This window comes from Mesorhizobium sp. M7A.F.Ca.US.005.03.2.1, assembly GCF_003997795.1.
GTDB lineage: Bacteria > Pseudomonadota > Alphaproteobacteria > Rhizobiales > Rhizobiaceae > Mesorhizobium > Mesorhizobium ciceri.
Genome location: NZ_RZRP01000144.1, coordinates 1 through 9,898, shown reverse-complemented (window position 1 = coordinate 9,898; position 9,898 = coordinate 1). Strand labels below are relative to the sequence as shown.

General features: G+C 59.5%; 15 protein-coding genes. 7 read left to right on the top strand and 8 right to left on the bottom strand.

Features of this window, described 5'->3' with window-relative positions; all coding sequences use genetic code 11:
* A partial coding sequence (locus EN991_RS10930; protein WP_127368730.1) for a hypothetical protein occupies positions 1–230 on the top strand: 230 nt, incomplete at its 5' end.
* Positions 231–240: 10 nt separating this feature from the next.
* Here the strand turns inward: EN991_RS10930 and EN991_RS10925 are convergent.
* Positions 241–477, bottom strand: a complete 237-nt coding sequence (locus EN991_RS10925; RefSeq protein ID WP_027161660.1) for a hypothetical protein — start codon at positions 475–477, stop codon at positions 241–243.
* 91 nt (positions 478–568) lie between these two features.
* A complete protein-coding gene (locus EN991_RS10920) occupies positions 569–1,021 on the bottom strand; it encodes a membrane protein (protein ID WP_013531548.1) in 453 nt (150 codons plus the stop codon).
* Between the two features lie 193 nt (positions 1,022–1,214).
* Between EN991_RS10920 and EN991_RS10915 the strand changes: the two genes are divergently transcribed.
* Entirely contained in the window at positions 1,215–1,997 is a 783-nt protein-coding gene (locus EN991_RS10915) for a DUF1236 domain-containing protein (protein WP_127368729.1), read from the top strand.
* 128 nt (positions 1,998–2,125) lie between these two features.
* Here the strand turns inward: EN991_RS10915 and EN991_RS10910 are convergent, their stop codons facing one another.
* Positions 2,126–2,290, bottom strand: coding sequence for a DUF3309 family protein (locus EN991_RS10910; protein WP_013531546.1), 165 nt, complete (start codon positions 2,288–2,290; stop codon positions 2,126–2,128).
* A 156-nt stretch (positions 2,291–2,446) separates the two neighbouring features.
* On the bottom strand, positions 2,447–3,064 hold the full coding sequence (locus tag EN991_RS10905; protein WP_024505224.1) for an NAD(P)H-dependent oxidoreductase: 618 nt from the start codon (positions 3,062–3,064) through the stop codon (positions 2,447–2,449).
* 308 nt (positions 3,065–3,372) lie between these two features.
* Between EN991_RS10905 and EN991_RS10900 the strand changes: the two genes are divergently transcribed.
* On the top strand, positions 3,373–4,209 hold the full coding sequence (locus tag EN991_RS10900) for an alpha/beta hydrolase (RefSeq protein ID WP_127366453.1): 837 nt from the start codon (positions 3,373–3,375) through the stop codon (positions 4,207–4,209).
* Positions 4,210–4,236: 27 nt separating this feature from the next.
* Here the strand turns inward: EN991_RS10900 and EN991_RS10895 are convergent, their stop codons facing one another.
* The 4 genes from EN991_RS10895 to EN991_RS10880 all read right to left on the bottom strand — a co-directional run bounded on the left by EN991_RS10895 (position 4,237) and on the right by EN991_RS10880 (position 7,904).
* Positions 4,237–5,577, bottom strand: coding sequence for a sorbosone dehydrogenase family protein (locus tag EN991_RS10895; protein WP_127368728.1), 1,341 nt, complete (start codon positions 5,575–5,577; stop codon positions 4,237–4,239).
* Positions 5,574–6,014 (bottom strand): DUF2231 domain-containing protein, encoded by a 441-nt coding sequence (locus EN991_RS10890; protein ID WP_127368727.1) that lies wholly within the window; start codon positions 6,012–6,014, stop codon positions 5,574–5,576. The genes EN991_RS10895 and EN991_RS10890 overlap by 4 nt, the downstream gene beginning before the upstream one ends.
* 132 nt (positions 6,015–6,146) lie before the next feature.
* Positions 6,147–6,764 (bottom strand): alpha-ketoglutarate-dependent dioxygenase AlkB, encoded by a 618-nt coding sequence (locus EN991_RS10885; RefSeq protein WP_164768969.1) that lies wholly within the window; start codon positions 6,762–6,764, stop codon positions 6,147–6,149.
* 390 nt (positions 6,765–7,154) lie between these two features.
* Positions 7,155–7,904: a Crp/Fnr family transcriptional regulator gene (locus EN991_RS10880; RefSeq protein ID WP_013531540.1), complete on the bottom strand. Its 750-nt coding sequence runs from the start codon at positions 7,902–7,904 to the stop codon at positions 7,155–7,157.
* Positions 7,905–8,455: 551 nt separating this feature from the next.
* On the opposite strand from EN991_RS10880, the gene EN991_RS10870 reads away from it, so the two are divergent.
* From EN991_RS10870 to EN991_RS10855, 4 genes are all read left to right on the top strand, one after another.
* Positions 8,456–8,755, top strand: a complete 300-nt coding sequence (locus EN991_RS10870; protein ID WP_013531539.1) for a PRC-barrel domain-containing protein — start codon at positions 8,456–8,458, stop codon at positions 8,753–8,755.
* A gap of 73 nt (positions 8,756–8,828) precedes the next feature.
* The gene (locus EN991_RS10865; protein ID WP_013531538.1) at positions 8,829–9,263 is read left to right on the top strand and encodes a GFA family protein; all 435 of its coding nucleotides are present in this window, start codon (positions 8,829–8,831) and stop codon (positions 9,261–9,263) included.
* Between the two features lie 80 nt (positions 9,264–9,343).
* The gene (locus EN991_RS10860) at positions 9,344–9,544 is read left to right on the top strand and encodes a KTSC domain-containing protein (protein WP_013531537.1); all 201 of its coding nucleotides are present in this window, start codon (positions 9,344–9,346) and stop codon (positions 9,542–9,544) included.
* A 164-nt stretch (positions 9,545–9,708) separates the two neighbouring features.
* Positions 9,709–9,873 (top strand): hypothetical protein, encoded by a 165-nt coding sequence (locus EN991_RS10855; protein WP_013531536.1) that lies wholly within the window; start codon positions 9,709–9,711, stop codon positions 9,871–9,873.
* Positions 9,874–9,898: the final 25 nt, after the last annotated feature.

The following is a 9,898-nucleotide window of genomic DNA, read 5'->3' as shown; positions in this document are numbered from 1 at the left end:
CCGATGTGGTCATCGAAATCAGCAAGCTGCTGGACGACAGCCCGCTTTTCGTCCCGGTGCGGGTTCATGAACTTGCGGCCAGGGTGAGGCAGAGGGTGAAGACCGGCCTGCCAGACCTTTCGATTGAAGAACTGATCGTGGAGATGGCCTCCGTACGTCAGCTGGCCATGGCCTTTGATCTGCCTGGATCGGAGAATGTCGTGCAAATCCCGGTGCGGTATCGCCGCTAGCACTGCGACATCAAACGCTCCATCCGGAGGTCAGAACAAGCGACGCCTCAAACATCTGCGCACCGATCTCATCGCGTACCTTGACGGTTATCTTGACGAAATCGCAGTCGGGCATTTCGTCTTGGGCGACATCCTGCAAAATACGAATTGCTTCCGCTCTGGCTTGTTCCCGGGATTCGAACAGCTGCCCGTCATCGTCGGGTACCGCGCCGTCACCGTTTTGAAGATCAAAATAGTACCGTTTCATTTTTCCTGCCGCGCTGGGACATCTGGCGTTTCAATGATTCCGCTTCATGGTGGTTCCTGCCCGCTGGCCGTGCTGGTGACGACGTGGTCGTTCAACGCACCGCAGGGCGAAGCGCCGATATGAAAAGCACCAGCAACGCCAAGGCGTTGAGGCCTGCGGCGATGGCATGCGAATACTCCCATTGGCGCCGCAGCAGCTCCCAGTTTTCAGGGAGGACAGTCCAGTTCCGGGTCGCCTGATTGATTGGATAGGTCAGCGTCCAGAAGGCAAACTGCGTGGCGCCGATGCTTAGAAAGGCGACAACAACCAAGCCGAAAGATGCGCTCGCTCGATAGAGCAGGATCGCCAGGGCGGCCGTGGAGAGCAATGCTCCCAGCACCACGATGCCGAACAGGCTCCATCCATCATAGGCGCGCTGCGCAGCCAGATAGTTTGGCCCGTCGAGCTTCATCTTGTTGAACATGGCGAAGAAATGCGCGGCGGCCGGAGCGAAAGCCAGTGCAACGAAAATGAAGCTGACCACTCTCAGACTATAGATTGCCATGTCGGTCTCCTCTCAGGAGACAGCTAGGGCAATCGCCAAGGTTGAAAAGGTCGCTTTAACGGCGGCTTCCGCCCGCGATCGTATGATCTCAAGCGGGGTCGTTTTTTAGCACTCACGCATCTATCTCGGAACATTTTTTTTGGGTGCTGGTTCTACCCAGTGAAGGGACGAACCTTACCCAGGGAGATTTCCCATGAAACGTGTTCTCATTACCAGCATGCTGGCCATCGGGCTCGGCTGTGGAACGGCGGTGGCTCAGACACAACAGACCGAAAGCCAATCTGGCGCAGACGCCAACTGCGCTTCCGGGCAGGCTGACTGCCAGAACGGCTCCAAGATGGGCGAGCAGGCCCAGGGCAAAGCCAAGCTGAAGACCGACGAGCAGGCTCAGGGCAAGGCCGGCACCACCACCGACCAGCAGGCCCAGGGCAAGGCCAAGCTGAAGACCGATGAGCAGGCTCAGGGCAAGGCCAGCACCACCGACCAGCAGGCCCAGGGCAAAGCCAAGCTGAAGACCGACGAGCAGGCTCAGGGCAAGACCAAGATGCAGACCGACGAGCAGGCTCAGGGCAAGGCCGGCACCACCACCGACCAGCAGGCCCAGGGCAAGACCAAGATGCAGACCGACGAGCAGGCTCAGGGCAAGACCGGCACCACCACCGACCAGCAGGCCCAGGGCAAGGCCTCGACACAGGATACGACGTCGACCGGTTCCATCAACAACGTGACGGTGGAGCAGAAAACCCAAGTCACTCAGATTATCCGGGAGACGAAGGTCGAGCCTGTGTCCAATGTCAATTTTGACATCAGCGTCGGCGTCGAAGTTCCGCGGCACAAGGTCAGGCTGCATCGGCTGCCGGCTCGTATCGTCAAGATCGTTCCCGCTTACGAAAGCTACGAGTATTTCGTGCTTGCGGACGGTCGGATCGTCATCGTTGATCCGGATACGTTCAAGATCGTGCTGATTTTGACCTGATATGTCCGACGAGTGGTCCGCCCTCCAGAGGGCGGACCGTCATTGCCGGACTGCTATGGATTCAAAGCAACTCCGAAGAGAACCGCAAGCGGCAGGTGATACAATCTGCCACCGCATGGCAGACTCGGCTAGAGACGCCCGAGCACGACCAGGATTATGACTATAAGCAGCAGAAGACCGAGGCCGCCGCCCCCGTAATAGCCGGTGCCGTAGAATGGCCCGCCGCCAAGTCCACTAAAGCCGCCAAGCAATGCGATAATCAGAATGATGATAAGAATTGTGCCGAGACCCATGACTTGCTCTCCTGTTTGCGGCTTCGCGCCGTGTAGACGGAGCGGCGGTCGCCGGCTGATGAGAATATGAACTCGCTACAAGCCTTCCTGTTCCCGATTGAGACCTCATCGACGCTGCAAGGTCTGGCCGCTCAAAGTTGTTTAGGCGAACAAAGGTCATCCCGAGACGCCCGAGTAGCCCCGGTCTTTCAGCAATCCAGCGAGATGGGCGGCGTTTGAGGCTGCCATTTCGATCGCACCCGAGACTTTTTCCGGAGTTGCCGGCAGGTCGACATAGTTGACGTCCTCCATCGCCTCGCCAACCCAGTAGACCCCGCCATTGGCCGGGATGGTGAAGCCGACATCGTTCAATGCCTGAAAGCATTCCGCGTGGCAGTGATGCGCACCGTCCTCATTACCGACGATGGCCACCAGGGCCACCTTTCCTGCTGCCGGCATTCGCCCTCTGTCATCCGTCTCCTCGAGAAAGGCATCCATCCGCTCCAGGACGCGCTTGGCCACACTCGAGGGCTGGCCAAGCCAGATCGGAAGCCCGAGCACGAAGATGTCGGCCGCCAGTATCTTCTTTCTGAGTTTCGGCCAATCGTCGCCCTCGCCCATGTCGGAGAGCACGCCGGGCTTGATATCGTGGCTGAGCGCACGCACGATCTCGCCCTTCACATCGTATTGCATCAACGCCGCCAGGACATCGGCGAGCAACCGATCGGTGGAGGATTTTTCCCTGTCGTTCGAAGCTTTGAGCGAGCAATTGAGTGCGAAGGCCGTAAGCGGCATGTGAATCTCCCTGCATTGTCCTAATTGCAAACCGCCGCGACGACTTCGCGACTGCCCATTCGCCCGTTGCGGGATCGCCCGGCATTCTAACGCCAGGGTTAAATGCTTGTTCCGCAGGCGGACCAACAGGGCCGGTGGATGGCCCCCTCCTCCCACTTGGTGACGGTCGAGCCGGCTCAGAAAGCGGGCTGGGTCCTTGAGCACAGACGTTGGAGAACGGACAGCGGCGAGCGACGCAGACTGAACTGGTGGGGCAACCTATTCGTTCGCTCTTCGTTTTCTTCTGAGTTCCCGAAAATGGATAGACGATGCTCGTCCAGACCCTCGAAGCAGGCGATATGCAGCTGGCGGTATCCACGGCCGGCGATCCGCGCCGACCGGCCTTGATCCTTCTGCACGGCTGGCCCCATTCCAGGAAAATCTATGATGGCGTGATCGATGAACTCGGCACGCGGTACTTTACGCTGGCTTTCGATCTTCCGGAGATCGGTGAATCGCGTGGCACTCCGCCGTCGGCGGAAAAGAAGGTTCTTGCCGGTATTGTGATTTCAGCCGCCGAGGCGCTTGGGGCCAAATCCATCGTCGTTGCAGGCTTCGATGTGGGCGGCATGATTGCCTTCGCTGCTGCTCGCCATCATGGCGGTCGCATCGTCGGCGCGGTGCCGATGAATACGGTTATCCCCGGCCTTCAACCATGGACGAAGGTAGTCGCAAACCCGGGCATCTGGCACTTTGCGTTTCATGCGGTGCCTGAGTTACCGGAGTTGCTGGTGACGGGCCATCAACGCGCCTACTTCGATTTTTTCTTCGATCTGCTCGCCGGCCGTCCCGAAGCATTGACCAATGAAATGCGGGAGACGTTGACGCAGGCCTATGCGAGGCCGGAGGCACTTAAGGCCGGCTTTGATTGGTATCGCGCGTTCAAGCAGGATGCCGAGGCCAATGCCCCGGCGCGCATCGAAGTTCCGATCCTCTATATCCGCGGCGACGCGGATTTTGGATCGATCGACGATTACCTCGAAGGTCTGAGGATGTCTGGCGCAAAGAACCTGCAAGGTCACATGATCGCCAACTGCGGCGAATTCCTGCCGATCGAGGCACCGGCAGAATTCGTCAAGGCGCTGGTGGAATTCGCACCGAGATAGTGAAGCGATCAGCGTTTATGCAGGTGCCTACTGGCTCGTGGAAGTTACGCGCCAGACCGTGTTCCCGACATCGTCGGCGATCAGCAGCGCGCCGGATTTGTCGACGGCAACGCCGACGGGCCGCCCGTGCGCCTTGTTGTCCTTGCCGAGGAAACCGGTGACGACGTCCTGCGGCTTGCCATCTGGATGACCGTCTTTGAACGGCACGAAAACGACCTTGTAGCCGTTGAAGCTCTTGCGGTTCCAGCTACCATGCTCGCCAACAAAGGCGCCGTTGCGATAGAGCTCCGGCAGGTTGGTTCCAGTGTAGAACGTCAAGCCCAGAGGTGCGACGTGGGAACTCAAGGCATAGTCGGGAGGGATCGCCTTGGCGACGAGGTCCGGCCGCTGCGGCATCACGCGCGGGTCGACATGCTGACCATAGTAGCTGTACGGCCAACCATAGAACGCGCCGTCCTTGACCGAGGTCATGTAGTCGGGAACCAGGTTAGGACCGAGCTCGTCGCGCTCGTTGATCACAGCCCACAGCGCGCCGCTCTGCGGCTCCCAACTCAGCCCGTTGGGATTGCGCAGGCCGCTCGCGAAAATACGATAGCGGCCAGTGGCCCTGTCGACTTCCCAGATGGCGGCCCGGTCCTTTTCCGCCTGGATGCCGTTCTCGGTGATGTTGCTGTTGGATCCGATGCCGACATACAGCCGAGACCCGTCGGGGCTGGCCACGAGAGACTTTGTCCAGTGGTGATCGATAGGTCCGCCGGGCAATGGCGTCAGCACGGCGCCCGGCGCGGTGATCTTGGTGTCGCCCGACGTGTAGGGGTAACGCACGATGGCGTCGGTATTGGCGACGTAGAGATCGTTGCCGACCAGGGCCACGCCAAAGGGCGAATTGAGATGATCGAGGAAGACCTCCTGGACATCGGGCAGACCATCGCCGTTCGTATCCCGCAGCAGGGTGATACGGTTGCTTCCTTCGGTGCCGCCGCCCGAGGTCGCCATCAACTCGATCCAGCCCATGATCAGGTCTTTCGGCCGCTTGATCGCGGCACCGGCCGGCGCCACGGATTCGACCACCAGAACGTCACCATTCGGCAATGTGTAAAGCGAGCGCGGATGCCTCAAGCCCTTGGCAAAGGCCTGGATTTGCAAACCCTTGGCGACGGTCGGCTTCTCGTCTTGTTTCCAACCGACGACCGACGCGACATGCATGGGCGGCACCAGATACTGAATAGGTTCAGGCAGCGTCGGGTTTGCTCCGACCTGATCGGTGGGATCCGGTTCGTTATCGCTGCATGCGGGCAGCGCCAAAATCGATCCGAACAGCAGACCGAGGCTCGCGATACGCCGGATATGTCTGGCGGAGACATTCATTCGACCACCTCCACTTGAGTGTGGCCGGAACTCCATCCCAGCAGTCCCAGCAAGAGGATAACGATCACGGCGACGGCGGACAGGATGAGCCCCGTCGGCACGACCGAGGTCCAGGCATCACGGCTGTGCACCAGTGCGTTGAAGAGCGATATGACGAGCACGACGAGGCTGCCAAGGAGATATGGCCATGCAGGCCCGGCTTGACGGGCAAGTCGGCCGGTAGACAAATCGACAAGTGCTGCAAGGACCGCGAGCACGCCTACAACCAGGCCGGCAAGGAGCAGCCAGGCGGAAAAATTTGCCCACATCATTTCAGCGCTTCGCCAATAGGCAACGTCGGTCAGCAATGTGCCGACGAAACATGCGTTTGCGACCGCCATCGGCGTTTTATGGAACGGACGCCGGGCTGCCACCAACACGGATCGGGCACGGGCCATGGACATTCTCCACCTTTGAAGCTGTACCTGTCCTCCAAACCAACTTGTGGTTGGGAGGTTCCCGGAACCGTTTTGCGTTCAAGAACTCGTGATGGCGCTGGCAATGGCACAGAACGGCTCGGCGCGCGATGCTCATGCGGAGTTGGTGCGCAATGTCCTCAAGGTGATCGAGTAGCGGTGCAGGTCAACCGCCGGAATGCTGTGCTCCCATTCCGTGCGCGATGGTCCGGTCATGAGATACGCCGACCTTGGTTCGACGACGATGGTCCGGCGATCCCATTTGGCGCCATTCTTCCGCCGGAGCCGGAAGCTGCAAGGCGCCAGCAACGAAACACCCGCAACGTCTTCGAAATGAGGCTTGTCTCGATGCCAGCCGATGCCGGCGCCGGGCCGGTATTCGTTGATCAACACTTGCGCGAAGGCGTTGGCGGGCCGGCCTGCCAACGCTGCGATCTTGTCGCGCAGGGACAGCAGGAAGTCAGGGATCGGCGGCGCCTCGACGACCTGGCGTCTGTCGTAGTCGTAACGCAGGCCAAAACCGACGACGCACCGGTTTGCCAGATGGCCACGGAAATCGAACGCCTCGAACGGAAGGCCTTCCAGATGCCGGGCGAGTTCCGTTTCTTCTTGCGCCGTGATCAACTCGGGCTGATAGAAGAAACCTTCCGGTAGGTCGTCGGCAGCACCAAAGAGATCGTGCTGAAGCCCGGATGAGCCGGAGTCGAGTGTTTTCGATTTGGGTGTCGCCATCCCAGCTAAGATGGTGAAGGCCAGCCCGCCTGGCAATATCGGAACCTGGCCAGCCAATCTGCACCCACCCTGCGGACGTCACCCCAACGACGGACAGGGCCTGCCAATCCGGATTTTATCGAGGGACTGTATTCAACTCAGGATTTCGCGAGCATGCCTTGAACGCGACCGAGGGAGTTGCGTGCATGTACGTACGGTTCTTACCAAACCGTGAGCCTTCGTTGCCAGTTGCTTGTCGGCAACTAGATTGGCAACGCGGCATCCCCAAAACATGCCGCAGTGGCCGGCGCGGGTTTAGGCAACGGTGTCTCACCGGCATCATCGCGCCGGCCACTCGAAATGTCCTGTTGTCGGCTCAGTGGCGGAGAAGCCTCCGTTGGCCCGGCGCGCTCAAACGAGAGGCCGCTCCTGCCTCGCGGGATGCTTCGAGCCCAAATCTCCGACCAGCCGGCGGTACTGGGTTTCGGGTGGACCGTAAGAATCTCGCGCCAACGTCATGAGACCGTCTCGATCGCGGATCGTAATCTCTCCGCGGCGCGCTCGGATATAACCATAACTTTCGATCATCTGGAGGCCGACGGTAACCCCCGGACGCCTCACACCAAGCATGATGGACAGAAATTCATGGGTTATCATAAGCCTGTCGCCGACAGTGCGGTCGCTGCACATCAAAAGCCATCTTGCCAGTCGAACTTCCAGGCTCTGCCGCGCGTTGATCGATGCCGTATAGCTTGTCTGAACATGGAAATATTGGACATAGCGCAACAGGAACGACCGCAATGTAGGGCTGTCCTCCAGGGCTTCGACGAAGGGGGCAGCCTCTATCCGGAGAGCCTCGCATGTCGACTGGACGTAACAATCAAAGTTGGCCTGGTCGTCCCCCATGACCAGGGCCGAACCGGTCATTCCTTCGAACCCGATGATTCCGACTTCGGCTTCGGTCGCAGGCGAAGTCCTCGCCACTACCGAGGCCAGCCCGCTTTCCAGAAAGTAGACGGCTTCGATCTTCTGCCCCGCGGTCTCCAGCGGCGCGCGCAACTCAAGAAAAACACTCGCCAGATGCGGACGTAGCCGCGCGAAATCGTCCGCGCTCATCCGGCGAAGCAATTCGCTCTTGGCTTGCAGTGTCTGGTAATCCACGAGACTCTTTTCCCTTGGGCAAGAGCACTGGGATCTCTTAGCCGGCCGCGCCCGTCGAACGAGCGGACGGTAACGAACCATAGACTTCGTCTCGCGCAGCACTAGACGGGCGGGCGCGTTGGTATGAAACCGACAGTTACTGCTGAAGACTCGAAGGCCTTGTTGGCTGACTATCTTTCGCCAGCAAACGAGCCTCCCGCAAGATAGAGGCGCGATCGAACCCGAGGAGCGATATGATTTCGCGTATCTGTTGTTCAGTGGCGCCTGTATCCCGCGCCAGCGCGGTCATCGCGCCCACTGGCAGACCGGGGTGCTCGGGCTCCTTCGTGATGGGCAAGAGCGATGGTCACTCCCAAGCGTCAGCGCCCCAACTGTGCTGCTGACGATTTCCTTTTGTACGCTTCCGTACGGAGCTTTGCGAGTCAATTCGGACGGAGGCTGAGTTGAGGCTTCTAGCGTCCTTGCGTCGTCCGTCCGTCGCCCCCGGAATTGTTCGGAACGATTGCTCGGCTGAGAGGTTCAAATATTCCACCCAACAGGAGTCTCGAAAGATGGATCACACCAACCACGTACGCCTCACAAGCACCGAACTGACACCAGACATTCTCGAAGACGCCACGATTTACGACGCAGACGACAACAAAGTCGGCAGCGTTTCGCATGTGCACGGCTCAGGAGCCGCCAGTCAGGTCGTCATCGATGTCGGCGGCTTTCTCGGCATTGGCGCCAAGCCGGTGGCCGTTCCCGCAAGCCAGTTGGAATTCATGCGCGATGAAGACGGCGACGTTCACGCGGTGACGAACTGGACCAAGGATCAGCTCAAGAGCATGCCCGAGCATCACGATGCATGATTTCAAGGACTTCACCTTGAACGGGAGCGGCCACTCGGCCGCTCTCTCTTAGGCGCAACAGGGTGGACAGACGATGCGGCGCGAAACCGGAGCCTGCTTCTGCGGAGGGATCGCCGCAGCCCTGGACGGAGAGCCTTTCTGGATATGCTACGATCACGACGACGATTGCCGCCGGGCCATCGGAAGTCCGCTGACGATCTGGGTTGGTTACCGGCCGAAGCAATTTCAGCTCCTCAGAGGGACGCCGAAGGCCTTTTCCCAAACGCCAGGCGTCACCCGCACGTTCTGCCCAGACTGTGGAAGCTCGATAGGCTATAGCGACGAAGGCCTGCCGGACGAGTTCTATGTGACGATCGGCTTCTTTGACAACCCTGAAGGGTTTCGGCCGCAAGCCCATGCCTATTGGGACCTGAGGCTGCCGTGGATCGAGTTTGATGACAGCCTGCCACGCATCGACCGATATTCAAGGAAGCGCGACCCGAAGTTCGGCAACCCGCGCGACCGGTAGTCGCGGTGCGTGACGCCAGGATATCGGCGGAACCTGACGATCGCTAACGGGTTATTCGGGCAGACCTGTCGGGTGCGACCATGCCATCGACCGTGATCCGAAATGCGCAATACGATCCCGCCACCAGGATCCTGTCGGTCTGGTTTGTGCCGAGCGGCAGACGCTACGAATATGAGGATGTTGCACCGGCAACTTATGCCGCTTTCACCAAAGCTTCCTCAAAAGGCCGCTTCTTCAATGAGTTCATCCGCGACCGCCATCGGTACCGCCGCGTGGCGTGACAAGTTTGGACATGAGCAGGCGATGCACGGAACCTGACCGGCATCGTCTCGTTGACGTCTCGTCGTCGAAGCAAGCCAGGCAACGACAGTGTTCATCTGAACATGCTCAGGTGTTCGCACCGGCAAAGATCGATCGGAAAAGGCTTCAAGGGAGTTCAAGAGCCATGACGGCCAAGAAGCAGAAGACCGAAAGCAAGGACAAGAAGGCATTGCGCTTGGCAGAGACCACCGACGTCTCACCCAAGCAGGCCAAGGAGCTCATGCAAAAGCATGGCAAGGACAACCCCAAGGTCGAGAAGGAAGCCAGAAACTTCAAGGCGGAAGGATAGTATCCGCATGAGGCGACCTGTATGG

Coding starts and splice junctions, on each gene's coding strand:
- EN991_RS10925 (WP_027161660.1), bottom strand. CDS start 477: ATGAAACGGTACTATTTTGATCTTCAAAACGGTGACGGCGCGGTACCC.
- EN991_RS10920 (WP_013531548.1), bottom strand. CDS start 1,021: ATGGCAATCTATAGTCTGAGAGTGGTCAGCTTCATTTTCGTTGCACTG.
- EN991_RS10915 (WP_127368729.1), top strand. CDS start 1,215: ATGAAACGTGTTCTCATTACCAGCATGCTGGCCATCGGGCTCGGCTGT.
- EN991_RS10910 (WP_013531546.1), bottom strand. CDS start 2,290: ATGGGTCTCGGCACAATTCTTATCATCATTCTGATTATCGCATTGCTT.
- EN991_RS10905 (WP_024505224.1), bottom strand. CDS start 3,064: ATGCCGCTTACGGCCTTCGCACTCAATTGCTCGCTCAAAGCTTCGAAC.
- EN991_RS10900 (WP_127366453.1), top strand. CDS start 3,373: ATGCTCGTCCAGACCCTCGAAGCAGGCGATATGCAGCTGGCGGTATCC.
- EN991_RS10895 (WP_127368728.1), bottom strand. CDS start 5,577: ATGAATGTCTCCGCCAGACATATCCGGCGTATCGCGAGCCTCGGTCTG.
- EN991_RS10890 (WP_127368727.1), bottom strand. CDS start 6,014: ATGGCCCGTGCCCGATCCGTGTTGGTGGCAGCCCGGCGTCCGTTCCAT.
- EN991_RS10885 (WP_164768969.1), bottom strand. CDS start 6,764: ATGGCGACACCCAAATCGAAAACACTCGACTCCGGCTCATCCGGGCTT.
- EN991_RS10870 (WP_013531539.1), top strand. CDS start 8,456: ATGGATCACACCAACCACGTACGCCTCACAAGCACCGAACTGACACCA.
- EN991_RS10865 (WP_013531538.1), top strand. CDS start 8,829: ATGCGGCGCGAAACCGGAGCCTGCTTCTGCGGAGGGATCGCCGCAGCC.
- EN991_RS10860 (WP_013531537.1), top strand. CDS start 9,344: ATGCCATCGACCGTGATCCGAAATGCGCAATACGATCCCGCCACCAGG.
- EN991_RS10855 (WP_013531536.1), top strand. CDS start 9,709: ATGACGGCCAAGAAGCAGAAGACCGAAAGCAAGGACAAGAAGGCATTG.